Source organism: Streptomyces cinereoruber (assembly GCF_009299385.1).
In the GTDB taxonomy this organism is placed as follows: domain Bacteria; phylum Actinomycetota; class Actinomycetes; order Streptomycetales; family Streptomycetaceae; genus Streptomyces; species Streptomyces bikiniensis.
Genome location: NZ_CP023693.1, coordinates 1,323,762 through 1,347,416 on the forward strand (window position 1 = coordinate 1,323,762; position 23,655 = coordinate 1,347,416).

Consider the following 23,655-nt stretch of genomic DNA (forward strand, 5'->3'; position numbering starts at 1 on the left):
GCTTTCACCCGTTCGAGTGAGAAAAGGGCCGCGCGTTAGGGTGTGGGGTGCTCTCCCGGACCCTCCCCGCCCGCCCGTCCCTCGCCGACGCCGTCCTCCTCGGCCACACGGAACAGGGGCGGGAGTGGCCGCTCCTCGTCTGGGTCCCGGGGCCGGGCGTGCGGATGGTGTCGAGCGCGGTGCTCGGCGGGGGCATCGGCGAGCGGGAGTGGGTGGTCAACGCCCAGGTGCCGCCCGGTTACGACCGGCTCGACCCCGTCGCCCACCTCCGCGAACTCGCCGCGGGCGCCGGGCTCCCCGGCCCGGGCGTGGGGCTCATGACGGCGGCCTCGGTCGCGGACCGGCGCCACGCGGTGGACGGCGGCGCGCACGCCGTGGTCACGGCCGGGATCGGGGTACGGGGCTGGGCCGCCGCCCCGGGCGTCGGCGGGGTCGCGGTCCCGCACCCCGGGACGATCAACATCATCGTGTCGCTGCCCGTGCCCCTGACGGACGCGGCCCTGGTGAACGCGGTGGCCACCGCCACCGAGGCGAAGACGCAGGCCCTGGTCGAGCTGGGCGCGGACGCCTCCGGCACCCCGACGGACGCGGTCTGCGTGGCCGCGCCCGCCCCCGCCCTTGTCGGGTCCGGCGCCGAGCCGTTCGCCGGGCCTCGCTCGCTCTGGGGCGCGCGGCTCGCCCGCGCCGTGCACCGGGCGACCCGGGAGGCCTGCGCGGGCCTGCTGGCCGCCGAACGCACCGGACCCGGCGCCTGAGGCGTACTCGCATCGTTCGTGCGTCGTAACCTGGCCCCATGAGCGATTCGGCGACGTACGGCCTCACCACCGGCGCGGTGGCGCGCCGCCTCGGGGTCTCACCGACCACCCTGCGCTCGTGGGACCGGCGGTACGGGATCGGCCCCGCCGCCCGCGAGGACGGGCGGCACCGGCGGTGGGCCCCGGAGGACGTCGCGATGCTGGAGGAGATGTGCCGTCTGACGGCCTCGGGCGCCCCTCCGGCCGAGGCGGCACGGATCGTACGGACGGCCAGGGCGGCTCCTGGTACGACCGGGACGGAGGTTCCTGGTACGGCGGGCCCCGGCGCGGTTCCCGGTACGGAGCCGGGGACGCGGGTCCGGTCCGCGGAGCCGGAGTCGTACCCCGACCACCCTGGAGGACCGCGCCGGGACCGGCCCGAGGAGCCGGGACCGGCCCGGCAGCCCGGGTCCGGCAACGGGCTTCCGCTCGGTGACGTGCGGCGGGAGTGCCGGGGGCTCGCGCGGGCCGCCGTGCGGCTCGACGGCCCCGCCCTGGACGCCCTGCTCCGGGACGCCGTCGCGGACCACGGGCTCGTCACCGCCTGGGAGGAGGTGATGGCCCCGACCCTGCACGCGGTGGGGCGCAAGTGGGAGTCGTCCGGGGACCGTTACGTCGAGGTGGAGCACCTGCTGTCCTGGCACGTGTCGACCGCGCTCCGGCAGGTCGTGCCCGCCGGACACCGCTCCGTGGCCCCCGTACCGCCCGTCCTCCTGGCCTGTGTGCCCGGCGAGCAGCACACGCTGCCCCTGGAGGCGCTGGCGGCGGGCCTCTCCGAACGCGGTCTGCCGACCCGGATGTTCGGCGCGGCCGTCCCCGCCGAGGCGCTCGACGCCGCCGTGCGGCGCATGGGCCCGGCCGCGGTCGTCCTCTGGTCGCAGGCGCGGTCCACCGCGAACCACGCCCTCGCCCGGCACGTCGCCGGGAGCTCGTTCGGCGTGAAGGGGGCGCGGACGCGTCCGCTGGTGCTCCTGGCCGGCCCCGGCTGGGCGGGCCGGACCCCGGAGCCGGGGACGCTGCGCCCGGGCGGTCTGCGGGAGGCGCTGGACGCGCTCTCCCGCCACCAGGCCGGCGTACGGGCCGCGCCTCCGGTGTGACGGGCGCTCCCCCGGTGCGGCGGGGCGCGCTCCCCTCCGGGGGACGGGGATGCGCTTCCCTCGTGTGTGGGGGGTACGGGGCCGGGTCCGGCGGCTCAGCCGTGCGACAGCAGCGCCGCCGTGAGCTCGGCCGCCCGGCGGTGCCAGAGGTCCGCGCCCCGGAGCATGGCGTGCCCGCCGATCCGCATCGGGATGCCCACCGCGTCGGCCCCCGCCGCCCGGGCCCTGCGGACGAAGTCCCAGGACTCGCGGGCGGAGGTGACGCGGTCGGTCTCGTCGTGGAGCAGGTAGAGGCGCCGGCCGCCGAGGTGTTCGACGGGTTCGTCGGACGGGCACCAGGGCGCGAGGGCGACGACCCCGCGCACGGCCGGGTCGCCGGCGGCGCGGAGCGCGGCGCGGCCGCCCATGGAGTGGCCGAGGAGGACGACGGGCACGGGCCCGATCCGCTCCCGGAGGTCGCTCAGGGCGGTCTCGGCGTCCCGCGCGGCGTCGGCGCGCGCCCCGTTCCAGCCGCGGTGGCGGTAGCGGACCTCGGCGACGAGGACGCTCCGGCCCCGTACGGCACGGGTCACGGCGGCGGCGAAGGGGCGCATGCGCAGCGCGGGGAGGTTGAGGGCGGGCGGCGGCTCGGGCCCGTCGGCGCGGCCGCCGTGGAGCAGCAGGACGGCGGCGGTGGGGGCGGCGGGCGCGACGGGGGCGCTGCGGACGAGGAGGGCGCCGGGGGTGGCGCGCCGGACACGGCAGACGTTCACCGCGCGGCCGTCCCGTCCGCGCGCCGGTGCGGCGGCCGGGGTGGGAACCCGCTCGCGCGGGCCTCGTGGGCCGCGTGTCCGGGCCGCTGTGCCATGGGGGCCTCCAGGAGTCGCCTGCCGCCTCCCCGGGCGAGCGGTCCGCTCGTGACGAGCGCTCGTGACGAGGGGAGGCGGCCGTGTGGGTCGCAGTCTGCCAGGCCCCACGGCCCGTCAGGTACGGGCTCCGCCGGACGGGAAGGCCGCCGGGGCGGTCCGGGTGCCGGAGGCGCGGCCGCGCGGAGCGGGGAAGGGCCTCGCGCGCGGGGCGTAGAAAGTCAGGTCGCCCGGGGCGGATTTCAGGCGACGGCCGCCCTGCCGCTGATCGCCCTGCTGCCGGCCGCCCCGCCGGGGACCGCCCTGCCGCTGGTCTCCCCGCCAGGGGCCATCCCGCCGGGGACAACCCCGCCCGCGGCCGCTTCGGTGGCGCCGAGGCTGCGGCGCATGCGCTGGAGGCCCCGGCGCGCGTGGCTCTTGACGGTGCCGAGGGGCAGGCCCGTCCGGTGGGCGATCTGCGTCTGCGTCAGGTCCGCGAAGAACGCCAGGGCCAGGACGTCGCGCTGGACGCGCGGCAGACGGGCGAGTTCGCGGGTGACCACGATCCGGTCGAGGACGTGGTCGGGGCCCTCCCCGGTCCCGTCGGACGGGGGCAGGGCGGCTCCGGCGGCGGCGACGAGGTCGAGCCGGCGGGTGCGGGCGGTGAGGGCGTCGGCGATCTTCCGCCGGGTGATGCCGACGAGCCAGGCGGGCACGGAGCCGCGCTCGGGACGGTATCCGGCACGGCCGCGCCAGGCGGCGAGGAAGACCTGCTGGGCGACGTCCTCGGCCTCGCGCGGATCGCCCAGGGCGCGGGAGGCGAGGGTGTGCACGAGGCGCGCCCAGCGGTGGTGGGCGAGGGCGAGACAGCGCTCGTCGCCCCGGACGAGCCCCCGGCCGATCTCCGCGTCGGAGAGGGCGGCCGGAGGAGCCTCCTCGCCCGGGAGGACCTCCTCGCCCGGAAGGAGGCCCTCCCGGTGCGCGGGGACGGGGCGGCGGGCGGCCGTACGGGCTGCGTTCATGGCGAAGCTCCTCCTCGCCGGGGCTCCGTGCCCTCGGTCCCCTCAGCCTCCGGCCGGAGGACGAGGCGGAACAACTCGCATCGTTTGTGCGTCGCCTCTCCTCTTTCGACGCACCGCTTCCCGCGCTACTCCAGGCCCCTGCCGTGCCGGAAGCGGGCGGCGCCTTCGGCGAGGGCGACGAGCGGTTCGGGGTAGTCGCGCGCGACCCCTTCCCGGTCCTTCGGCTTCCAGGGTTCGTGGACGGACGCGCCCGGCAGGGCGGCGAGTTCGGGGACCCAGCGGCGGACGTAGGCGCCGTCGGGGTCGTACCGCCTGCCCTGGGCGACGGGGTTGAGGACCTTGTTCGGCCGGCTGTCGGCCCCCGTCCCGGCCACCCACTGCCAGTTGAGCTGGTTGTTGGCGAGGTCGCCGTCCACGAGGAGGCTCAGGAAGTGCCGGGCGCCCTCCCGCCAGTCGAGGTAGAGCGTCTTGGTGAGGAAGGAGGCGGTGAGCAGCCGGCCCCTGTTGTGCATCCAGCCCTCGTGGGCGAGTTGGCGCAGGGCCGCGTCCACCACGGGGTAGCCGGTACGGCCCTCCCGCCAGGCCCGCAGGTCCGCCTCGGCCGCCGCGCCGCGCCGCCAGCGGTCGTGCCGGGACCGGTAGTCCTCGGTGGCGATCGCGGGCCGCACGGCCAGCATCTGGCGGTGGAAGTCCCGCCAGCACAGCTGCCGCACGAAGGCCTCGGCGCCCGGGCCGCCCCGGGCGCGGGCCCGGTGGACGGCCTCGGTGGCCGAGAGCGCGCCGAAGTGGAGGTACGGGGAGAGCCGCGAGGTCGTGTCCCCGGCTAGGTCGTCGTGGCCCGTCCCGTAGGCGTCGGCGTGCCGGGACAGCCAGGCGCCGAGCCTGCGTCGGGCCGTGGTCTCGCCGCCCTTCGCCAGGCCCTCGGACACGCCCGCCACGGAGGCGCGCGACGGCGGTTCGTCGGAGCGCAGGCCGCTCGGCACCCGTACCGCCCGGGGGGCCGCCAGGGGCGACCGGAGCGGTTCGCCCGACCAGCGGCGGAAGTACGGGGTGAAGACCGCGAAGTGGTCGGAGCCCTGCGGGGTGACGTCGCCGGGCGGCACGACGGTGGTCACGGCGTCGTGGACGTAGAGGCGGCGCCCGTCCGCCTCCAGGGCGTCCCGCAGCCGTTCCTCGCGGGCGCGGGCGAAGGCCGAGTGGTCGGCGGCCATGTGGACCTCGTCGGCGTCGGACCGCCGCACCACGCCGCACACTTCGGCCACGGTGTCGCCCGCGTGCACGACGAGCCGCCCGCCGCGCCGCCGCAGTCCGGCGTCGAGGTCGGCCAGGCAGTCGGCGAGGAAGGCGAGCCGGTTCGGGGCGGCGAACCCGGCCCGGTCGACGGCGGGGTCCCGGACGAACAGCGGGACGACCTCGTCCGCCGCGTCCACGGCGGCCCGCAGGGGCGGATGGTCGTGCAGCCGGAGGTCGGAGGTGAAGAGGACGACGGAGACGGTCATGGCGCCTGTTCCTGGGGTTCGGCCATCGGACGGCGCCCGCGGGGGCAGGGCGCCCGGTGGACTGCGACTGTGGTGCGGCCGTGGTGCGGCTGCGGCCGCGTGGCGGCCGTGCCGTCCCTTTTCTCCCTGCGGCCGGTGCACGGATGCGGAGGCGCTCCGCGCGGACCGGCGCGCCCCGGGGGCCGGCGACGAAGGCGGCGTGCCGGGGGCCGGTCCCGGAGACGGCCCGCGCCGGGCGTACCGGCGGCGTACTCAGGACGGACCGGTCGCGGCGACGGCGTACCCGCGACGGGCCGGCGTCCCGCGACGGACCGGCGACGGCGACACGCGCCCCGGCGGGCGGATACGCCCCCGGAACGCGGACCTCAGCCGCGGGGCGGCGCCTCCCCCGCCCGGGCCGGTACGTCGCCGGAGCGGGCGGCGGCCGGCCCGTCCCCCGGCACCACGGGTTCACCGGCCGCCGCACGCTCCGCCGTGCGGGCGATCTTCCGCGCCATGCCGCCGAAGACGACGGCGTGGAACGGCGCCACGCTCCACCAGTACAGCTGCCCGGCGAGGCCGCGCGGGTGGAACAGGGCGCGCTGGCGGTAGCGGGTCCGGCCCTCCTCGTCGCGTTCGGAGCGCATCTCCAGCCAGGCGAGCCCGGGGAGCCGCATCTCGGCGCGCAGCCGGAGCAGGCTGCCCCGCTCGATCTCCTCGACCCGCCAGAAGTCGAGCGCGTCGCCGACCCGGAGCCGCTGGGCGTCGCGGCGGCCCCGGCGCAGGCCCACGCCGCCGACGAGCCGGTCGAGCCAGCCGCGTACGGCCCAGGCCAGCGGGAAGGAGTACCAGCCGTTCTGGCCGCCGATCCCCTCGACGACCTTCCAGAGGGTCTCCGGCGGGGCGTCGACGGTCCGTTCGCGTTCGTCGGTGTAGAGGCTGCCACCGGCCCAGTCGGGGTCGGTGGGCAGCGGGTCGCTGGGCGCGCCGGGCAGCGAGGCGGAGGACCACCGGGTGGTGACCTTGGCCTCCTGGATCCGCTGGAGGGCGAGGGTGAGGGCGCGGCCGAAGGGGATCGGGGAGCCGGGCGGATCGGGGACGTACTCCGCGATGTCGTGCTCGGCGCAGACCACCTCGTACCGCAGCGACTCCGCGAGCGGCCGGGCCAGGCCGGCGGGGACGGGCGTGACCAGGCCGATCCAGTGGCTGGACAGGCCGGGGGTGAGCATCGGCACGGACACGATGAGGCGCTTGGGCAGTCCGGCGACCGCCGCGTACTCGATCATCATGTCGCGGTACGTGAGGACGTCCGGGCCGCCGACGTCGAAGGCCCGGCTGACGTCCGGCGGCATGTCCGCGCTGCCGACGAGGTAGCGCAGCACGTCGCGCACGGCGATGGGCTGGACGTGGGTCCTGACCCAGCTGGGCGTCAGCATCACGGGGAGCCGCTCGGTGAGGTAGCGGAGCATCTCGAAGGAGGCGGAGCCGGAGCCGATGACGACGGCGGCCCGCAGCACGGTCGTGGGGACGCCGGAGTCGAGCAGGATGCGCCCGACCTCGGCGCGGGACCGCAGGTGCGGGGAGAGTTCGCGCTCGGGCACGCCCTGCGGGGTGAGGCCGCCCAGGTAGACGATGCGGCGGACGCCGGCGGCGCGGGCCTCCTCGGCGAAGGTCCGGGCCGCGCGCCGGTCCGTCTCCTCGAAGTCGTGTCCGGAGCCGAGGGAGTGCACCAGGTAGTAGGCCACCTCCACGCCCTCGAACGCGGGCCTCAGGGTCGCCGCGTCGGTGACGTCGCCCTTGACGACCTCGACCCGGTCGGCCCAGGGGTAGTCGCGGAGGTTGGCGGGGGTACGGGCCAGGCAGCGCACGCTGCGGCCGGTGTCGAGCAGCTCGGGGACGAGCCGGCCGCCGATGTAGCCGCCGGCGCCGGTCACGAGACAGAGACCGGAGCGGGGGCCGGGGTCGGAGTCAGGGGCGGGGCCGGAGTCGAGGCCGGGGCCGGGGCCGGACGGCTCCTCGGGGTCCGGGCCTTCCGGCGTGGCCCTGGGATGTGTCGCCATGGCAGGGGGTGCTCCGTTCCGTCCCGGGGGCGGGCTCGCCGGGACCCGCGCAGGGCGGGTCCCACGCCACTTCTTCTCCCACCATGGCCCGGACGGATGCGGGAGGGCGAGGTCTATAGGCTGAACGCGTGGCCCGCGAAGAAGACCGAGACGTTTCCGCCGCCCCTCCGGGCGCGGCCGGTGACCTGCACAGTTTCGCCGTCGCGCTGCGTCGGACGCAGGGTGAGATCAACCGCCTGGTGCACGGTTTCGCCCAGGCGCAGGGGCTGCACCCCACGGACGTGCAGGCGCTCGCCGTCGTCCTGGACAGCCCCGAGCCGCTGACGCCGGGGCGGCTCCGGGAGCACCTCGGGCTGACCTCGGGCGCGGTGACGGCCTGTCTGGACCGGTTGGAGCGGGCGGGGCACATCCGCAGGTCCCGGGAGAGCGCCGACCGCCGCGTGGTGCACGTGCGCTACGAGGACGGGGCGCGGGCGGCGGCCCGCCGGTACTTCCTGCCTCTCGCGGAGGCGACGGCCCGGGCGCGGGACCGGTTCGACGCCGACGAACTCGCGGTGGCCCTGCGCTTCCTGAACGTCCTCAACGACGAACTGGGCGCCCTGCGCGTACCGCGCCGCTGAGACTGGCGCTCCACAAGAAGGGCGCGCGTCCGCCGAACGGGTGCATCCACGCGGCCCGCCGAGGCGGAAGGTCCGACGAGAGCACGCGTACGTGGTGTTCCGTGGCATCCGATCGCCCGTTCCGGGTACCCGGTCGTCCGGCCCTTCCCGGGATGGTGCACACTTCTCTCAATCATTGAGATTGTTAATGGTCAAGTCATAGTTCGGAGACCCGATGCCCCGCGCCTCCCGCCGGACCCGCTTCCTCGTCCCCCTGGCCCTCCTCCTCGTCTGGCTCGCCGTCGGCGGCGGCCTCGGCCCCTTCGCGGGCCGGCTCGGCGAGGTCTCCACCAACGACCAGGCGGCCTTCCTGCCCCGCAGCGCCGAGTCCACCAAGGTCATCGAGGCGCAGAAGGCCTTCCGGACCTCGGAGTCCGTGCCCGCGATCGTGGTGTGGACCGCCGAGGACGGCGGGACCCTGGACCCCGGCTCGGCCGCCGGGGCGACGAAGGCCCTCGCCGCGCTCTCCGGCCGCCCGGGGATCGCCGGACCGCCCTCCCCCGCCCTGGCCTCCGAGGACGGAAAGGCGCTGCGGGCCGTCGTCCCGCTCCGGCCCGACCTCGGCGACGCCCTGCCGGACGCGCTCGACGAAGTACGGAAGGCGGCCGCCCCGGTGCCCGGGACGACCGTCTGGCTCGCGGGCCCCGCCGCCACCCAGGCCGACCTCTCCGGCGCCTTCGCCGGCATCGACGGTCTCCTGCTCGGCGTCGCCCTGGTCACGGTGCTGCTGATCCTGCTCGTCGTCTACCGCAGCGTCCTGCTGCCCCTGATGATCATCTTGGGCGCGGTGTTCGCCCTCGGCCTGGCCTGCGCGATCGTGTACGTGCTCGCCGACGCCGACCTGGTCAGGGTGGACGGCCAGGTGCAGGGCATCCTGTCCATCCTGGTGATCGGCGCCGCGACCGACTACGCGCTGCTGCTCGCCGCCCGCTACCGGGAGGAGCTGACCGCCCCGGGGGCCGACCGGTTCGCCGCCATGCGCAAGGCCCTGCGCCGCTCGGTCGAGCCGATCGTGGCCAGCGCCGCCACCGTCGCCCTCGCGCTGATCGCCCTGCTCGCGAGCGACCTGTCCAACAACCGGGCGCTGGGCCCGGTCGGCGCCATCGGCATCGTCTGCGCGGTCCTGAGCGCGCTCACCTTCCTTCCGGCGGCCCTGGTCCTCACGGGCCGCGCCGCGTACTGGCCGGCCCGCCCGAAGACGCTTCCGGAGGGTGCGGAGCCCGAGGCCCCCAGGGGCGGCCAGGCCCTCTGGACCCGAATCGCCGCCGTGGTCGACCGCGCGCCCCGCAAGGTGTGGGCGATCACCCTCGCCGGCCTCCTGGCCTGCGCCGCCTTCGCGCCGATGCTGAACTCCCGGGGCGTCCCCCTCGACGAGATCTTCGTGAACGACGCGCCGTCCGTCGCCGCGCAGGAGACCCTCGGCCGCCACTTCCCCGGCGGCGCGGGCAACCCCGCCGTGATCGTCGCCGACGCCGGGGCGGCGACCCGGGTGGCCGCCGCCGCGCGGGAGGTCGAGGGCGTCGACTCGGCGTTCCCGGTGGACGCGACGGGCCGCCCGGCCCCCGGGAAGCCGCTCGTGGTCGACGGCCGGGTCCGGATCGACGCCACCCTCGCCGACGCCGCCGACAGCGACGCGGCACGGGAGACGATCGCCCGGCTCCGTACCGCCGTGCACGCGGTCCCCGGGGCGGACGCCCTGGTGGGCGGCTCGACGGCGCAGCAGTACGACACCCAGCGCACCGCCGCCCGGGACCGTACCCTCATCGTCCCGGTGGTCCTGGCGATCATCCTGGTGATCCTGGTGGCGCTGCTGCGCTCCCTCGTCCTGCCGCTGCTCCTGGTCGCCACGGTGGCGCTCAACTTCGCCGCCACCCTGGGCGTCTCGGCGCTCGTCTTCGAGCACGTCCTCGGCTTCACCGGCACGGACTCCTCGGTGCCGCTGTACGGCTTCGTGTTCCTGGTGGCGCTCGGGGTCGACTACAACATCTTCCTGATGTCCCGGGTCCGCGAGGAGTCGCTGCGCCACGGGGTCCGCGAGGGCGTCCGCATCGGCCTGACCGCGACCGGCGGCGTGATCACCTCGGCGGGCGTGGTGCTCGCGGCGACCTTCGCCGCGCTCGGCGTGATCCCGCTGGCGTTCCTCGTGCAGATCGCGTTCATCGTGGCCTTCGGCGTGCTGCTCGACACCCTGGTGGTCCGCTCGCTCCTCGTCCCGGCCCTGGTACGCGACCTCGGTCCGAAGGCCTGGTGGCCGGGCGCGCTGAGCCGCCTCCCGGCGGAGGGGGCGGCCGCACCGGACAAGTCGTAGATCCGGCCAATCCCCCGGGTCCCCCGCTCCGAAGACCCCTTCAGGAGCAGCGCACCCGAGGCCACGCAGGAGGGCACAGGCGGATGAGAGAGCACGCACGCGTCGGAGGCGGTCCGGTCCCGGACCGGGGCGACGGGCTGCCCGAGCTGATGGACCGGGTGGCCCGCGGGGACCAGGAGGCCTTCGCCGGCGTCTTCGACCGGGTCTCGGGGCCCGTCCTGGGCGTGGTCCGCTCGGTGCTGCGCGACCCCGCGCAGTCCGAGGAGGTGGCGCAGGAGGTGATGGTCGACCTCTGGCGCTCCGCCGCCCGCTACCGGCCGGACCGGGGCTCCGTCCTGAACTGGGCGCTGACCCTCGCCCACCGCCGGGCCGTGGACCGGGTGCGCTCCGAGCAGGCCGCCTCGGACCGCGCCCGGCGGGTCGCGCTGCTCGACCACAGCCCCGCGTACGACGAGGTGACCGAGGAGGTGGAGAGCCGGCTGGACCGCGAGCGGGTACGGCGCTGCCTGCGCGGCCTCACCGAACGCCAGCGCCAGTCCGTCACCCTCGCCTACTACCGCGGCCTGACCTACCGGGAGGTCGCGGAGCTGCTCTCGCTCCCCCTGGGGACCGTGAAGACCCGGATGCGCGACGGGCTCATCCGGCTCCGCGACTGCCTGGGGGTGACCGCGTGATGACCACCGACGAGCTGCACACCCTGACCGGTGCCTACGTCCTCGACGCCCTGGAGACGGACGGGGAGCGGGAGGCGGTCGAACGGCACCTGACCCAGTGCGGGCCGTGCGCGCACGAGGTCCGCGAGCTCTCCGAGACGACCGCGCGCCTCGGCCTGGCCGTCGCCGCGCCGGTCGATCCGGCCCTGCGCGCCGAAGTGCTGCGCCGGATCACGGACGTCCGTCAACTCCCGCCCGCCACTCGTCCCTTCGGCCGCTCGTCGGGCGGTGCGCGGGGGCTGCGGCGGCTGCCCCGCTGGGCGCTCGCCGCCTCGGTCGCCGGCCTGGTGGCGCTCGGCGGGATCGCGGGCTGGCAGTACGGGCGCGCGGAGGAGGCGGACCGGCGCGCGGCGGTCGCGGAGGAGCGCGCGGAGGCCGTCGCGGCCGTCCTCGCCGCGCCCGACGCCCGGGTCTCCACGGCCCGGCTCGCGGACGGCGCGGTGGGCACCCTGGTCCACTCCCCGTCCCTGGACCGGGCGGTGTTCGCCGCGGCGGGGATGCCGGCGCCGCCGCCCGGGAAGGTCTACCAGCTCTGGTACGACGACTCCGGGACGATGCGGCCCGCCGGTCTGATGACGCCGGGCGCGGCGACCTCGGCGGTCCTCCTGGAGGGGCCGGCGAACCGCTCGGCCGGCATCGGCATCACCGTGGAACCGGAGGGCGGTTCGCCCCGCCCGACCTCGGACCCGGTGGCGACGATGGCGATGCCGGAGGCGTGAGGCGGCGGGCGCGGGGCGGCGGCCCGATCGCCGCCCCGCGCCTCAAGCCGCCCCCCGCCTCACGGCGTCCCGGGCGTTCCGGTCGGCGCCGGCGGGGTGGGGCAGGCGACCGTGCCGGGCTTCACGGACAGCTTGAGCTTGGGGGTGGTGAGCAGGCCCGGGAGCTGGAAGTCCTGGGCGGTGCCGACGATCCGGTCGAACTTGGCGTAGCGCGCCTGGATGCCGAAGCGGTGCTGCGGGCTGTTCAGCGGGTTGTCGACGTACGCCCCGGAGGAGTCCTTGACGGTCTTCACGTCGGCGCCGTTGGTGTTGAGGTCCACGATGCCGTCCATGTCGAGGACGCCGGTGGCGTTCCTCAGGTCGAGGACGGTGTTCTTGGTCCTGATCTCCCAGGAGCCGGGGTTGTCGTCGCCGAGGACCAGCATCAGGGTGTACGTGGCTCCGCCGATCTGCTGCTTCTGGCTCAGGCACAGGCCGTTGATCATGCCGTCCGCGAAACCCATGCGGAGGACCCGCACGGTGCCGGTCGAGCCGTCGGGCCGCACGACGGGCTGGTCGACGACGGCGGCGCCGTACTGCGTCCCGTACAGGCTGCTGGTGGTGAAGTCGACGGGCCGGTCCTGGATCTGGAGGCCGACGGCGAGGGCGCCGGTCGCCATGGCGGTGCCGAGGCCGCCGGCGGCGAGGAGCGCGGGCACGGCGACGGCGAGCGACCGACGCCAGTGCGTGCGGCCCTCCTCGGAGGTGCTGCGGCTTTCGGGGCTCATGGGGAGGTCACCGTGATGGTTCCGGGGAGGTGGACGGGGTTGTCGGTGGAGTTGAGGGCCGCGTGGTCGTCGACGGTCCGGATCGCGTAGATGTCCCCGGCGAAGTCCTCGGCCCCTGCGGTCAGCGGGATGATGGAGCCGAAGAAGTCGAGGAGGCCCTGCACCCCGCAGATCTTGACGAGGACGCGGAGGCAGACGTTGGTGATGTTCCCCCACATCGTCGTCGTCTCGGGCTTCCCCGCGCTGTCGTAGCCGCCGAGCGAACCCTCGTCGGGCACGTCGATGGTGACGGTGTGGCCGTTCGCCTTCTGGACCACGTTCATGTGCGAGCGGATCTTGAGCTTGGTGAAGGTGTACTGGTTGGTGACCCGGGTCGTGCCGTCCGAGAGCCGGATGGTGACGTTCTTGTCGACGGTCAGCGAGACGGCGACCATGCTGTCGATGGTGACGCGCAGCGGGTCCGGGGAGGGCAGGAAGGGGACGCCGAGGGGCTGGACCGCGGCGGGCGCCCCCGAGGCGCTGCCCGGCTGTCCCGACCAGACGGCGGTGGCGACGGCGAGCACCAGGGCGGTGCTCACGGCGAGCGACTTCCGCCGCGCGGCGCCCCTTCCGCGCGTCCCGCGCGCCCCGGCCGTCACCCTTCCACCGCCCTGCGGCGCGGGCGTTTGACTCCCCAGCCCACCATCATGGAGCCGCCGAGGACGCCGAGGACCATGCCGAGCAGGAAGCCGCCCAGGTTGGAGACGACCAGCGAGACGACGGCGAGGACCGCACCGATGAGCCCGAAGGTGTACCGCTGGGCGGGCAGCGCCATCGGGATGAGGCCGCACAGGATCATCCCGCCGCCGACGAGGTAGCCGGCGATCCCCCCGAAGCCGGTGCTCACGATCAGCTGGAGCGAGCTGAGGGAGAACTTGAGGACGGTCCAGCCCCCGGCGACCAGCCACACCCCGCCCCAGAAGGGGCGGGTGCGGCGGAAGGCCCGGAACCACGCCCACGCGGCCCTCACCCGGCTCAGCACGTCGTGGCCGTTCCGGGGACGACCTTGATCTTCAGGTCGGGCAGGACGAGCGCGCCCGCCATCTCGGCGTCGTACGCGGTGGCGTTGAGGCCGTGCAGCTTGATGGAGCTGCCGCCCTCGCCGCCCGCCGAGCCGAGTCCGAAGCCGCCGGGCAGCGCGCCCGTGAGGGGCTTGCCGGCGACGGTGACCTGGTCGGCGGACTGGCCGAGCACCGCGTTCTGGAGGGTGGTGGGTCCGTACGCCTGGAGTTCGGTGGCCTGGATGTAGAGGTTCGAGGCGTCGATGTCGGTGGTGAAGGTCCCGGGCGGGGTGGCCGTCACCTTCTGACCGCCGGTCAGGAGCAGCGAGTACGGGACGCCGGCGATCTTCTGGTGGACGATGCCGCACAGTCCGGCGAGCCCGGCGCTGGCGAAGCCGACGCGCGCCATGGCGGTGTTGGTGGTCGTGGTGCCGTCGGGGCGCCCGACGGCCGGGGTGTTGACGATGGCGCCGAAGCCGCTGCCCTGGACGCCGTTGGAGGTCAGGGTGAAGGGCTCCCCGGTGACGCTGAAGTTGGCGGCGAGCGCCCCCTGGGCGAGCGCCGTGCCGAGGGCGCCGATGGCCAGGGCGGAGGGGACGAGGGCGAGGGCGCCGCGTCCCCAGCGGGTGCCGCGGCGGGTGTCGTCGGCGGCCTCGGCCAGCATCCGGGTGTTCCAGTCGGCGGCGGCGCGGGCGCCGGCCGTGCGCATCCGGGTGAAGGACTTGCCGAGCCCGCGGGCGCCGGAGAAGAGGTGGTTCATGCGGTTCCGCTCCCAACGGACACGGGGGGTACGGGGGCTTCGGCAGCCGCCCGGTCGCGGCGGAGGAGGCCGCGGGTCCGCTTGGCGGGCTTCTCGGGGAGCCAGGCGAAGGCCATGGAGCCGCCGAGGACCGAGAGGAACATGCCGACGAAGAGGCCGCCGAGGTTCGACAGCGGGAAGGAGGCGACGCCCGCGATGACCGCGAGGACGCCGGCGGTGTGGCGCTGGCTCGGCAGCAGGAGGATGAGCAGGGCCATCGCCATGAGGACGATCCCGCCCGCCATGCCCGCGATCCCGCCGACGCCGACCTGGAGGATCTTGCCGAGGGGGGCCATCGGCAGGAAGAAGATGACGAAGCCGCCGATCCCGGTCCAGACGGCCGCCCAGAAGGGCCGGGTGCGGCGCCAGCGGCGGAACGCCGCGCGGGCGCCGCGCGCCACGGTCCTCTCGGGAGAGGCGGTCCCCTCGGGGGACGAGGTCCCCTCTGTCGGCCGGGTCGGCTCGGGCGGGTCGGTCGGCGGATCGGTGCTCATGGAGGCCTCGCAGCGGCGGGTCGGGGAGGGGCGGGAGAGGGGGCGGGGTGCCGGGGCGGGGCCCCGCGCCCTCCGGGAGGCCCGTATGGCTCCGGAAGGCTCGGGACCCCGGCCGGGTGGCGGCGGTGCGCCGGGGCCGTACGGCTCAGCAGCCCTTGTCGCCGTGGGCGATGCCGATCGCCAGGTCGGGCAGGGTGATCGCGCCGGAGATCGTGGCGGCGTTGGCGTCGGCGTTGAGGTTCTTGATGTCCGTCCGGCCGCCGGTGGCGTCCAGACCGAACTGACCCGGGGTGCCGTCGGTGATGCCGGTGCTCTTGATCCCCTCGCTGTCGGCGGCGGCGCCGATGACGTTCGGGCTGCCGTCGGCGGCGTGCAGGGTGGCCGTCGACGCCTTGAGCGCCTGGGCGTCCAGGACCAGCTTGTTCGCCTGGAGCCCGGCGCCGGCGACGAGCTGGTCGCTGGTGAGCGGGGTCGCGGCGGCCGGCGAGGAGATGTTGAGCGACCAGGTGCCGAGGTTGCCGATCACCGGGAGGTCGACCGACTGGACGGCGTGGACGCAGATGCCGTCGAGGCCCGCCTTGGCGAGGCCCACCTCGGCGGCGCCCTTCGGCCCGCCCGCGTCGACGGTGTGCATGACCGCGCCGATGCCCTGGGGCGCGGCCACCGTCTTGGAGCTGAGGGTGAAGGGGACGCTCGTCAGCGAGAGGTTCGCGGCGAGGGCGCCCTGGACCATCGCCGTGGCCATGGCACCGATCGCCACGGTGGCCGGCAGGGCCAGGAACGCCGATCTGCGCCAGCGGGTGACCCCTCTGATCTCTTCCTGCATGTGCTCTCCAACCGTCGTCCCGCACGTGCCGTGCGGGTGGGGATGTGAACACAGCCGTGCGTCCTCGGCCGGATGGTCGGAGACGGGTGACACTTTGCGGCTGCATGTTCGAGAATTGGACACTCTCTCATTGAGTGTCAACACTTCGGACAATCCTGGGGAGAATTCCTCTGGACTAGGCTTGGCCGATGCCACGGTTCAGGGAGACGGTCCGGACACTGCTGCGCGAGCGCCTGCTCGACGCCGCGTACGAGGCGGTCGCGGACCGCGGCTTCGACAAGCTGCGCATGGCGCACCTGGCCGGCGCGGTCGGCGTCAGCCGGCAGACCCTGTACTCGGAGTTCCCCTCCAAGGAAGCGGTCGGCGAGGCCCTCTTCCAGCGCGAGCTGGAGCGCTGCCTCGTCGGCATCCAGGCGGGCCTGGACGCGCACCGGGACGACCTGCGCGCGGCCGTCGAGGCCGCCGTCGGCTTCACGCTCACGCTGGCCGGCCGGAACCCGCTGATCCGGGCCATGCTGACGAGCACCGGCGAGGACGGACTGCTCCCCTATCTGACGACCCGGTCGGCGGCGGCGTTCGCCACGGCCACGTCCATGGCCGACGCGTACGTCACGGAGGCCTGGCCCACCGTCGATCCGGTGGCGCGCGAACTGGCCGTGGACGCGGCGGTGCGACTGACCGCGAGTCACATCGTGCAGGCCACGGCCTCCCCCGAGGAGTCGGCCCGGCGCATCGCGGACACGGTGGTCCGGGTCGCCCTGAGCACGGGCCGCGAACGGCTCCCGCCGGGCCCGGGGCGGTAGCCGCCTCAGGGACCCGGCCCCCGGTACTCCTCCAGGACGGGCCGGTTGCCGAGGCCCGGGGACGTGGAGACGGGGTAGGCGCGCACGCCGACCCTCCCCTCGATCCGGTCGATCTCGCCCCAGCCGTACGCCCGCGAGTCGTCCGACAGGTCGGGGTTGTCGCCCAGGTAGAAGAACGAGCCCTCGGGCACGGTCCGCAGCGCCGCCCGCGCCGAACGGCTGCCCTCCGGGGTGCAGCAGGCGCCCGTACGGTGGGCCTGCGCGGCCCACTGGGGCGCCGCCACCCGGTAGAGGGGCCCCTCGCCGCCCTTCTGGAGCAGCACGCGGAAGGGCTCGTCCGGCGTGGAGACGATCGCGACCCGGTCGCCGGGGAGTCCGATCACCCGCTTGACCATGAGGGTGTCCTTGTTCGTGGCCCGCAGCAGCACCACGTCGAACCGGCGCGCCTCCCCGGCGGAGCCGGGGGCGGCGAGGACGCGGTCGCCCTGGTGGAGGGTGGGGGCCATGCTGGTGCCGTCGACCCGGATGCCGAGGGCGGTGACGGCCACGCCCGCGAGGAGGCAGAGCAGGACTCCGGCCCCGAGGACGGCGCCGGCCGCCCGGCGCGCGCTCATCGGCGTCGGGTGGGGTCCGGGGGCCGCACGCCACCGGACCGGTCGGTTTCGGTCATGGCGGGACGGTAGGCCGGACGGCGGCCTTCGGCCGTGACCGTACCGCTCAGGGTTGTTGACCGGACGGACCGAGCGGGCCCGGAGGAACGGTACGAGCCGCGGGCCCGGCAGCCGGCGCGGGGCTACCCCCGCCCCCTCCCCCGGTACGCCCGGGGCGTCTCGCCCGTCCAGCGCCGGAACGCCCGGTGGAACGCGCTGGGTTCGGAGAAGCCGAGCTGCCGGGAGAGCCGCTCGATGGAGACCCGGCCGCCGGCCAGCTCGGCGAGGGCGTGGTCGCGCCGCACCTGGTCGCGGAGGCGCTGGTACGTCGTCCCCTCGGCGGCGAGCCGGCGGCGCAGGGTCTGCGGGCTGACGGAGAGCCGGACGGCGAGCTGCTCGGGCGTCGGCACGGGCCCGGCGGGCAGGGCGCGCCCGATCAGGTGCCGCACCCGGCCGGTGACCGTACTGCCGTAGTCGGCGGAGACGAGCACGTCGACGGGGGCGCGGCGCAGGAAGACCTTGAGCGCGGCCCCGTCGCGGAGGACGGGTTCGTCGAGGTCGGCCCGGTCGAAGACGGCGGCCGTCCGCCCGGCGCCGAAGACGCAGGGCGCGCCGAACAGGAGGTCGTACTCCCGCGCGTGCCGGGGCTCGGGGTGGACGAACTCGACCCGGCGCAGGCCGATCCTGCGCCGGATCAGCCAGCCGGCGAAGCGGTGGGCGACGAGGACGGTGGACTCGGCGCCGAAGTGGAGGGGGTCATCGTAGTCGGAGACGTCGAACTCCAGCCGGGCCTCGTCGGCCACCGCCTCGCCGGAGGTCTCCTCGCCCGGTACGGGTTCCACGAGCCGGAAGCGCGGCCCGGCCGGGAAGAGGGAGTAGAAGGTCTGGGCGCGTCGCAGGGCCTCGCGCAGGTCCCGGCTGCCGTGGACCACGACGTGGGCCATCATCGCGAAGGTGCCGACCTTGCTGGGCGCGCCGCCGAAGCCGATCAGCTCGTCGTCCAGGGTGGCCCACAGCGTCCTGACGAGCTGCCCGAACTGCTCGGCGGGGACCCGGGCCCGGGGCTCCTCCAGGAGCGCGGAGGGCAGTCCGGCCCGGGCGAGGAGCGGCCCGGCGGCCACCCCGCGCCGCTCGGCACCGAGCAGCGCGGCCCGTACGTGGTGGGAGCTGACCGACCGTGTCGGCATGCGCGTCGCCTCCGTTCCGGCCGCGTCGCGCCCCGGGATCACCCGGGGCTGGACACTTCCCTTGCAGGATGTCCAGGTTCGGACATTCTACTGAGAACTGTAAGGCGCTTCGGTTTTTCCCGGAAGGCCGCTCCTCAGCAGTCCAGCGGCCCGGCCACCGCCCGCAGCGCCCCGACGACCGCCCGCACCGAGGGGCGGCGGCCCGCGTCGGCGCGCCAGGTGGCGTAGATGTGCCGCCGCATCTTCTGGCGCACGGGCACGAAGGCGACGCCCTCCGGCACCGGGCGGCCGAGCCGGGGGGTCACGCAGACGCCGAGACCGGCCGCGACGAGCGCGAGCTGGGTGTGGTGCTCGCCCGCGAGGTGGCCGATGCGCGGCTCGATGCCCTGCGAGCGCAGGGTGAACATCAGCCAGTCGTGGCAGAACTCGCCCTCCGGCCAGGACACCCACTCCTCGTCGGCGAAGTCGACCAGGTCCACCGCCTCGCGTCCGGCCAGCGGGTGCGCGGCGGGCAGGGCCACGTCGGCGGTGTCGTCGAAGAGGTGGGCGCGCTCCAGGCCGCCGGGGACGGGCGCCCGCTTGTTGCTCCAGTCCAGGACGATCGCGAGGTCGGCGTCGCCGCGCAGCACCGCGCGCACCCCCGGCTCCGGCTCCAGCTCCGTGGTGCGGACCCGGAGTTCGGGGTGGTCGGCGCGCAGGGCGGCGAGCGCGCCGGGGAAGAGCCCGCGGGCCGCCGTGGGGAAGCCGGCGAGCCGCACCTCGCCCACGACCCGGCCCCGCTGGGCCTCGATGTCGGCCTGGGCCATCTGGACCTGGGAGAGGATCCGGGCGGCGTGCTCGGCGAGGAGCATGCCGGCGTCGGTGAGGCGCACGCCCCGCCCGTTCCTGGCGAGCAGCCGCTGCCCGACCTCGCGCTCCAGCTTGGAGAGCTGCTGGGAGACGGCGGAGGTCGTGACGTGCAGCCCGTCGGCCGCGCCGCTGACGGAGCCGTGGCGGGCGACGGCGTCGAGGGTGCGGAGGCGCTCCAGGTTCAACATGTAAGGAATGCTAAGGGAAGGGGTCGAGGAAGTCTCACTTGTCCTAAGCGGTCGGTTCCGGTCACCCTGAGTGCCATGAGCCCCGCAGCCCCGCCCCCCGTCCCTCCCGCTCCCTCTGCCGCGACGTCCGCCACGACGTCCGCCGGGCCGCCCCGGCCCGCCTCCCGGCTGCTCGACTGGCGCGTCCGGTTCGGCGCGCTGGCCCTCATCTGGGGCTTCAGCTTCCTCCTCATCAAGGTCGGCACGGAGGGCTTCGCGCCCTTCCAGGTCACCTTCGGACGGCTCCTGTTCGGTACGGCGGTGCTCGCCGTCGCCCTGGTCGTGAAGCGGGACCGGCTGCCGCGCGGCGCCCGCGTCTGGGGGCATCTGACGGTCGCGGCCTTCCTCCTCAACGCGCTGCCGTTCTCCCTCTTCGCGTACGCGGAGCTGACGATCCCCTCGACCCTGGCGGGCATCTGCAACGCGACGACCCCGCTGTGGGGCATGCTGCTCTCCCTCGTCGCGCTCTCCGAGGACCGCCCGACCCGGGTCCGCGCGGCCGGCCTGGGCATCGGCTTCGTCGGCGTACTGACCGTGCTCGGGGCCTGGCAGGGCTTCTCCGGCCTCGACGCGACCGGCACCGCGCTCGCCCTCCTCGCCTCGTTCAGCTACGCGGTGGGCTGGATCTACGTCCGCCGGACGCTGGCCGGCACCGGCGCGTCGAACCTCTCGCTCGCCGGCTCCCAGGTGGGCCTGGCGACGCTGCAACTGGCCGTGGTCACCCCGTTGTTCACCTCGATGCCGGATTCGGTGGAGCTCCTGCCGCTGCTCGCCGTGGTCGCGCTCGGCGCGCTCGGCACGGGGTACGCGATGCTCCTCCAGTACGGCATCGTCGCGGAGGTCGGCCCGACGACGGCCTCCATGGTCACGTACTTCATCCCGGTGATCGCCACGGCGGCGGGCGTCACGCTCCTGGGCGAGCGGCTCGGCTGGAACACCCCGGTGGGGGCCGTCGTGGTCCTGGCGGGCGCGGCCCTCACCCAGACCCGCTCCTCCCGTCGCCGTACGGCTCCGCTCCCCGAAGCGCGGGAACCGGCCCCGGCGCCCCGGGAGTCCGCGTCCTGCTCCTGAGCGTCCGCGCTCCCGGGGGGACGCCCCGGGGGCACGGACGCCCCGGTTCACGGACGGCCCCCTACCCGTAACTCCGCGCCGGCGCGGGCCCCGCCGCCCCGGCGACGGCGTCGGCCAGGGGCTCGACGTCCGGGACGGACAGGCCGGAGACGGTGAGCCGGACGGCGGGCCCGGTGTCCATCCGGAACCGGGCGCCGGGGGCCACCGCCCAGCCCGCCGCGAGGAGCCGCGCGACCGCGCCCGTCTCGTCGGCGACCGGCACCCACACGTTCATGCCGGAGCGCCCGTACGCCGTGACGCCGCGCCGGGCGAGGGCGCGGACGAGTCCGTCGCGCCGCTCGCCGTACGAGCGGGCGACGACGGCCGGGTCCACCGCCCCCGAGGCCCAGAGGTGTGCGACGGTCCGCTGGAGCAGCCGGCTGACCCAGCCGGGGCCGAGCCGCTGCCGCCCGAGGACCCGGTCGACGGTCTCGGCGTCCCCGGTGAAGGCGGCGATCCGCAGGTCGGGGCCGTAGGCCTTGGCGACCGAGCGGACGAGGACCCAGTGATCGGTGACCCCGGCCAGGGGCTGGAGCGGCTGTGCGACGATGCCGTGCCCGTGGTCGTCCTCGACGAGCAGGACGCCGGGGTGCGCGGCGAGGACCCGCCGCAGCTCCCGGGCCCGGTCCGCCGTGACGCAGGCGCCGGTCGGGTTCTGCGCCCGGTCGGTGACGATCACCGCCCGCGCCCCGTCCCGCCGGGCCGCCCGCTCGACCTCCTCGGGGAGCGGCCCCTCGTCGTCCACGGCGACCGGCACGGGCCGCAGGCCGAGCGCGGGCACCAGGTCGAGGAGGCTGCCCCAGCCCGGGTCCTCGACGGCGACGGCGTCGCCGGGCCTGAGGTGGACGGCGAGGACGCGCTCGATGGCGTCGAGGGAGCCCGAGGCCACGCCGACGGGCCCGTCCGGCACGCCGTCCGCGTCGAAGGCGGCGCGGGCGAGCCGCCCGAACTCCTCGTCCACCGGGGCCTCTCCGTACATCCCGGGCCGCTCGGCGTACCGCCGGGCGACCTCGGCGAGGGCGTCGCCGAGGGGCGGGAGGAGGGCGGGGTCGGGGTTGCCGTTGCTGACGTCCCGTACTCCGGCGGGCGCCTCGACCCGGATCGAGCCGCGCGCGGTCGTGGCGGGGCGGGGCCGCACCCGGCTGCCGCGCCGCCCGTCCGTCTCGATGACCCCGCGCTCGCGCAGGATGCGGTAGGCGGCGGCGACGGTGTTGGGGTTCACGCCCAGGGTGGCCGCCAATTCCCTCATGGGAGGCAGAAGTTGACTGGGCGCGAGCGCGCCGGCTCCAACCCCCCGTTCGACGCTGGCGGCAATCTCCGATGCGCGGCGACCTTCGATCCTATACTCTCCTAGCACAAACACAAGTATGCACTAGTGCAATGGAGTACGCAATGAGCGCCCCCGCCGAAGACCTTCCGTCCTCCGACATCCCCTCACCGGTGCCGGCGCGGCCCGCCGCCTACACGCCGACCGCCCGGACCGTGCCCACCCGCTCGCGGGAGCGCGCCTCGTACGACCGGGAACTGGTCCACTCGATCCTGGACGAGGCCTACGTCTGCCACCTCGGCTTCGTCCGCGACGGCGTGCCGGTCGTGCTCCCCACCCTCTTCGGCCGGGTCGGCGAGCGCCTCTACCTCCACGGCTCCACCGGCTCGCGTCCGCTGCGCGCGACCGGCGACGGCACGAAGGCCCCGGGCCTGCCGGTCTGCCTGACCGTGACCCACGTCGACGGCCTCGTACTGGCCCGCTCCGCGTTCCACCACTCCCTCAACTACCGCTCGGTCGTCGTCCACGGCACCGCCCACCGGGTCACCGACCCCGAGGAGCTGCGGACCGCCCTCGACGCCCTCGTGGACCACGTCGTCCCCGGCCGCTCCGCCGACTCGCGCCCCGCGAACGCCAAGGAGCTCGCCGCCACCGCCGTGATCCGCCTCGACCTCGACGAGGTCTCCGCGAAGGTCCGCACCGGCGGCCCCAACGACGACCCCGAGGACGCCGCCCTCCCCCACTGGACCGGCGTCGTCCCCCTGCGCGGCGGCTACGGCACCCCGGTCCCGGCGGACGACCTCGACCCGTCCGTCCCCCTGCCCGCCTACCTCGCCGCGCTCTGACGGCGGGCGGAGGGGCGCAGGAAGCACGCCGATCCGACCGGGAGGCCGGGCCCGTCGGCCGTGCCGCCTCGCGACCGGCCGACACCCGGGCCTCCCGGTCGGATCGGCCTACACCGTCACGGCCTCCCGCCCCCGCCCGACCGCCGTCCGCGTCTCCGCGAAGGCGAGGCCCGTGACGGCCGCGAGGAGCAGCAGCGTGCCGAGCACGATCGCGGCGGTGAGCCGCTCGCCGAGGAGCGAGACCGCGATCAGGGCGGCGCTCACCGGCTCCAGGAGCATGATCACGGAGACGGTGGCGGCCCGGACGACCGCCGCTCCGGCGAAGTAGAGGGCGTACGCGAGCGCGGTCGGCACCGCCGCCACGTACACGAGGAGGAGCAGCACGCCCACCGGCGCGTCGGTGTGCGGGACGAGCCCTTCCGCGAGCGCCGCGGGCAGCAGTCCGACCGCCCCGATCGCGAAGGCCCAGGCGGTCGTCGCCAGGGCGTCCGCGCCGCCGCCGGCGCGGCCGAGCCGGCGGGTGAGCAGGGTGATCGCCGCGTATCCGGCCGCCGAGACGACCGCGAGGGCGACGCCGACCGGCCGCACCTCGGCGTCGCCGCCGCCCAGGACGAGGACGACGAGCCCGGCGAGCGCGCCGACGACGGCGAAGGTCCCGCCCCGGCCCAGGCGCTCGCCCATGGTGAGGCGGGCGCCGAGGGCGATGAGGACGGGGCCGGCGCCCAGGGTGACGACGGTGCCGACGGCCAGGCCCGTGGCCTCGACGGCGGCGAAGTACGCGCTCTGGAAGACGGTGAGCCCGACGCCGGTGCCGAGGATGCGGACCGCCCTCCGGCGGCGCGGCTCCCCCGTGGCGGGGGCGGCCGCGCGGCGGGGCCGCAGGGCGAGGGCGCCGAGCAGCAGGACCAGGCCGCCGAGACAGCGCCAGAAGGAGAGGGCGAGGGGGCCCATGTCGCTGACGCGGAAGATCAGCGAGGCGGCGGCACCGGCCGTGCCCCAGGCGATCCCGGCGACGATCAGATAGAAGAGGCTCCGCCCGACGGACAGGGCGGATCCCGAGGAGTTCGACACGTGACTTCTCCGTGGAAGACGGGAGGGAAAGGTGGTCGCTCGACTC

Annotated in this window: 24 protein-coding genes; 9 read left to right on the forward strand and 15 right to left on the reverse strand. The window is 75.7% G+C overall.

The window, feature by feature from the left end:
• Positions 1-47: 47 nt before the first annotated feature.
• Complete coding sequence (locus tag CP977_RS05690; RefSeq protein WP_183953351.1) at positions 48-755, forward strand: adenosylcobinamide amidohydrolase; 708 nt, start codon at positions 48-50, stop codon at positions 753-755.
• Positions 756-793: 38 nt separating this feature from the next.
• On the forward strand, positions 794-1,891 hold the full coding sequence (locus CP977_RS05695) for a MerR family transcriptional regulator (RefSeq protein ID WP_152369723.1): 1,098 nt from the start codon (positions 794-796) through the stop codon (positions 1,889-1,891).
• Between the two features lie 95 nt (positions 1,892-1,986).
• Here the strand turns inward: CP977_RS05695 and CP977_RS05700 are convergent, their stop codons facing one another.
• The 4 genes from CP977_RS05700 to CP977_RS05720 form a co-directional block, all read right to left on the reverse strand.
• On the reverse strand, positions 1,987-2,643 hold the full coding sequence (locus tag CP977_RS05700; protein WP_062758196.1) for an alpha/beta fold hydrolase: 657 nt from the start codon (positions 2,641-2,643) through the stop codon (positions 1,987-1,989).
• A gap of 335 nt (positions 2,644-2,978) precedes the next feature.
• Positions 2,979-3,737 carry a sigma-70 family RNA polymerase sigma factor gene (locus tag CP977_RS05710; RefSeq protein WP_152369724.1) on the reverse strand — a complete coding sequence of 253 codons (759 nt, stop codon included), beginning with the start codon at positions 3,735-3,737 and terminating at the stop codon, positions 2,979-2,981.
• A gap of 125 nt (positions 3,738-3,862) precedes the next feature.
• Positions 3,863-5,236 (reverse strand): cryptochrome/photolyase family protein, encoded by a 1,374-nt coding sequence (locus CP977_RS05715; protein ID WP_152369725.1) that lies wholly within the window; start codon positions 5,234-5,236, stop codon positions 3,863-3,865.
• Positions 5,237-5,601: 365 nt separating this feature from the next.
• A complete protein-coding gene (locus CP977_RS05720) occupies positions 5,602-7,275 on the reverse strand; it encodes an SDR family oxidoreductase (protein WP_152369726.1) in 1,674 nt (557 codons plus the stop codon).
• A gap of 128 nt (positions 7,276-7,403) precedes the next feature.
• Here CP977_RS05720 and CP977_RS05725 point away from each other — a divergent pair, with 128 nt between their 5' ends.
• The 4 genes from CP977_RS05725 (at position 7,404) to CP977_RS05740 (ending at position 11,674) form a co-directional block, all read left to right on the forward strand.
• Positions 7,404-7,895 carry a MarR family winged helix-turn-helix transcriptional regulator gene (locus CP977_RS05725; protein ID WP_062758200.1) on the forward strand — a complete coding sequence of 164 codons (492 nt, stop codon included), beginning with the start codon at positions 7,404-7,406 and terminating at the stop codon, positions 7,893-7,895.
• A gap of 214 nt (positions 7,896-8,109) precedes the next feature.
• Positions 8,110-10,242 carry an MMPL family transporter gene (locus CP977_RS05730; protein WP_152369727.1) on the forward strand — a complete coding sequence of 711 codons (2,133 nt, stop codon included), beginning with the start codon at positions 8,110-8,112 and terminating at the stop codon, positions 10,240-10,242.
• 83 nt (positions 10,243-10,325) lie between these two features.
• Positions 10,326-10,916: a sigma-70 family RNA polymerase sigma factor gene (locus CP977_RS05735; protein WP_030222020.1), complete on the forward strand. Its 591-nt coding sequence runs from the start codon at positions 10,326-10,328 to the stop codon at positions 10,914-10,916.
• Positions 10,916-11,674 carry an anti-sigma factor gene (locus CP977_RS05740; RefSeq protein WP_109186606.1) on the forward strand — a complete coding sequence of 253 codons (759 nt, stop codon included), beginning with the start codon at positions 10,916-10,918 and terminating at the stop codon, positions 11,672-11,674. The genes CP977_RS05735 and CP977_RS05740 overlap by 1 nt, the downstream gene beginning before the upstream one ends.
• A 59-nt stretch (positions 11,675-11,733) precedes the next feature.
• On the opposite strand, the gene CP977_RS05745 is transcribed toward CP977_RS05740, so the two are convergent.
• From CP977_RS05745 to CP977_RS05770, 6 genes are all read right to left on the reverse strand, one after another.
• Entirely contained in the window at positions 11,734-12,441 is a 708-nt protein-coding gene (locus tag CP977_RS05745; RefSeq protein WP_062758208.1) for a DUF6230 family protein, read from the reverse strand.
• Positions 12,438-13,019 (reverse strand): hypothetical protein, encoded by a 582-nt coding sequence (locus CP977_RS05750; RefSeq protein WP_229991800.1) that lies wholly within the window; start codon positions 13,017-13,019, stop codon positions 12,438-12,440. Before CP977_RS05750 ends, CP977_RS05745 begins: the two co-directional genes overlap by 4 nt.
• 56 nt (positions 13,020-13,075) lie before the next feature.
• The gene (locus CP977_RS05755; RefSeq protein WP_062758212.1) at positions 13,076-13,462 is read right to left on the reverse strand and encodes a DUF6114 domain-containing protein; all 387 of its coding nucleotides are present in this window, start codon (positions 13,460-13,462) and stop codon (positions 13,076-13,078) included.
• Positions 13,456-14,241, reverse strand: a complete 786-nt coding sequence (locus CP977_RS05760; RefSeq protein ID WP_062758214.1) for a DUF6230 family protein — start codon at positions 14,239-14,241, stop codon at positions 13,456-13,458. Before CP977_RS05760 ends, CP977_RS05755 begins: the two co-directional genes overlap by 7 nt.
• Positions 14,238-14,774, reverse strand: coding sequence for a DUF6114 domain-containing protein (locus tag CP977_RS05765; protein WP_152369728.1), 537 nt, complete (start codon positions 14,772-14,774; stop codon positions 14,238-14,240). Before CP977_RS05765 ends, CP977_RS05760 begins: the two co-directional genes overlap by 4 nt.
• Positions 14,775-14,919: 145 nt before the next feature.
• Complete coding sequence (locus tag CP977_RS05770; protein ID WP_062758216.1) at positions 14,920-15,600, reverse strand: DUF6230 family protein; 681 nt, start codon at positions 15,598-15,600, stop codon at positions 14,920-14,922.
• 188 nt (positions 15,601-15,788) lie between these two features.
• Between CP977_RS05770 and CP977_RS05775 the strand changes: the two genes are divergently transcribed.
• The gene (locus CP977_RS05775; protein WP_062758219.1) at positions 15,789-16,403 is read left to right on the forward strand and encodes a TetR/AcrR family transcriptional regulator; all 615 of its coding nucleotides are present in this window, start codon (positions 15,789-15,791) and stop codon (positions 16,401-16,403) included.
• A 5-nt stretch (positions 16,404-16,408) separates the two neighbouring features.
• Here the strand turns inward: CP977_RS05775 and lepB are convergent, their stop codons facing one another.
• From lepB to CP977_RS05790, 3 genes are all read right to left on the reverse strand, one after another.
• Positions 16,409-17,017 (reverse strand): signal peptidase I, encoded by a 609-nt coding sequence (gene lepB, locus CP977_RS05780; RefSeq protein WP_152369729.1) that lies wholly within the window; start codon positions 17,015-17,017, stop codon positions 16,409-16,411.
• A gap of 179 nt (positions 17,018-17,196) precedes the next feature.
• Entirely contained in the window at positions 17,197-18,240 is a 1,044-nt protein-coding gene (locus tag CP977_RS05785) for an AraC family transcriptional regulator (RefSeq protein WP_062758223.1), read from the reverse strand.
• 134 nt (positions 18,241-18,374) lie between these two features.
• Positions 18,375-19,277, reverse strand: a complete 903-nt coding sequence (locus CP977_RS05790; RefSeq protein WP_109186609.1) for a LysR family transcriptional regulator — start codon at positions 19,275-19,277, stop codon at positions 18,375-18,377.
• A 75-nt stretch (positions 19,278-19,352) separates the two neighbouring features.
• Here CP977_RS05790 and CP977_RS05795 point away from each other — a divergent pair, with 75 nt between their 5' ends.
• Positions 19,353-20,387 carry a DMT family transporter gene (locus CP977_RS05795; protein WP_167308990.1) on the forward strand — a complete coding sequence of 345 codons (1,035 nt, stop codon included), beginning with the start codon at positions 19,353-19,355 and terminating at the stop codon, positions 20,385-20,387.
• Between the two features lie 61 nt (positions 20,388-20,448).
• Here the strand turns inward: CP977_RS05795 and CP977_RS05800 are convergent, their stop codons facing one another.
• Positions 20,449-21,783, reverse strand: coding sequence for an aminotransferase class I/II-fold pyridoxal phosphate-dependent enzyme (locus CP977_RS05800; RefSeq protein ID WP_152369730.1), 1,335 nt, complete (start codon positions 21,781-21,783; stop codon positions 20,449-20,451).
• Between the two features lie 35 nt (positions 21,784-21,818).
• Here CP977_RS05800 and CP977_RS05805 point away from each other — a divergent pair, with 35 nt between their 5' ends.
• Complete coding sequence (locus CP977_RS05805) at positions 21,819-22,538, forward strand: pyridoxamine 5'-phosphate oxidase family protein (protein ID WP_152369731.1); 720 nt, start codon at positions 21,819-21,821, stop codon at positions 22,536-22,538.
• Between the two features lie 108 nt (positions 22,539-22,646).
• On the opposite strand, the gene CP977_RS05810 is transcribed toward CP977_RS05805, so the two are convergent.
• The gene (locus CP977_RS05810; protein ID WP_062758232.1) at positions 22,647-23,609 is read right to left on the reverse strand and encodes a DMT family transporter; all 963 of its coding nucleotides are present in this window, start codon (positions 23,607-23,609) and stop codon (positions 22,647-22,649) included.
• Between the last annotated feature and the right edge of the window lie 46 nt (positions 23,610-23,655).

What these genes read in the sequence shown, in the direction of transcription:
- CP977_RS05695 (WP_152369723.1), top strand. Translation starts at nt 794, where the DNA reads ATGAGCGATTCGGCGACGTACGGCCTCACCACCGGCGCGGTGGCGCGC.
- CP977_RS05710 (WP_152369724.1), bottom strand. Translation starts at nt 3,737, where the DNA reads ATGAACGCAGCCCGTACGGCCGCCCGCCGCCCCGTCCCCGCGCACCGG.
- CP977_RS05715 (WP_152369725.1), bottom strand. Translation starts at nt 5,236, where the DNA reads ATGACCGTCTCCGTCGTCCTCTTCACCTCCGACCTCCGGCTGCACGAC.
- CP977_RS05720 (WP_152369726.1), bottom strand. Translation starts at nt 7,275, where the DNA reads ATGGCGACACATCCCAGGGCCACGCCGGAAGGCCCGGACCCCGAGGAG.
- CP977_RS05730 (WP_152369727.1), top strand. Translation starts at nt 8,110, where the DNA reads ATGCCCCGCGCCTCCCGCCGGACCCGCTTCCTCGTCCCCCTGGCCCTC.
- CP977_RS05735 (WP_030222020.1), top strand. Translation starts at nt 10,326, where the DNA reads ATGAGAGAGCACGCACGCGTCGGAGGCGGTCCGGTCCCGGACCGGGGC.
- CP977_RS05740 (WP_109186606.1), top strand. Translation starts at nt 10,916, where the DNA reads ATGACCACCGACGAGCTGCACACCCTGACCGGTGCCTACGTCCTCGAC.
- CP977_RS05745 (WP_062758208.1), bottom strand. Translation starts at nt 12,441, where the DNA reads ATGAGCCCCGAAAGCCGCAGCACCTCCGAGGAGGGCCGCACGCACTGG.
- CP977_RS05760 (WP_062758214.1), bottom strand. Translation starts at nt 14,241, where the DNA reads ATGAACCACCTCTTCTCCGGCGCCCGCGGGCTCGGCAAGTCCTTCACC.
- CP977_RS05765 (WP_152369728.1), bottom strand. Translation starts at nt 14,774, where the DNA reads ATGAGCACCGATCCGCCGACCGACCCGCCCGAGCCGACCCGGCCGACA.
- CP977_RS05770 (WP_062758216.1), bottom strand. Translation starts at nt 15,600, where the DNA reads ATGCAGGAAGAGATCAGAGGGGTCACCCGCTGGCGCAGATCGGCGTTC.
- CP977_RS05775 (WP_062758219.1), top strand. Translation starts at nt 15,789, where the DNA reads ATGCCACGGTTCAGGGAGACGGTCCGGACACTGCTGCGCGAGCGCCTG.
- lepB (WP_152369729.1), bottom strand. Translation starts at nt 17,017, where the DNA reads ATGAGCGCGCGCCGGGCGGCCGGCGCCGTCCTCGGGGCCGGAGTCCTG.
- CP977_RS05785 (WP_062758223.1), bottom strand. Translation starts at nt 18,240, where the DNA reads ATGCCGACACGGTCGGTCAGCTCCCACCACGTACGGGCCGCGCTGCTC.
- CP977_RS05790 (WP_109186609.1), bottom strand. Translation starts at nt 19,277, where the DNA reads ATGTTGAACCTGGAGCGCCTCCGCACCCTCGACGCCGTCGCCCGCCAC.
- CP977_RS05795 (WP_167308990.1), top strand. Translation starts at nt 19,353, where the DNA reads ATGAGCCCCGCAGCCCCGCCCCCCGTCCCTCCCGCTCCCTCTGCCGCG.
- CP977_RS05805 (WP_152369731.1), top strand. Translation starts at nt 21,819, where the DNA reads ATGAGCGCCCCCGCCGAAGACCTTCCGTCCTCCGACATCCCCTCACCG.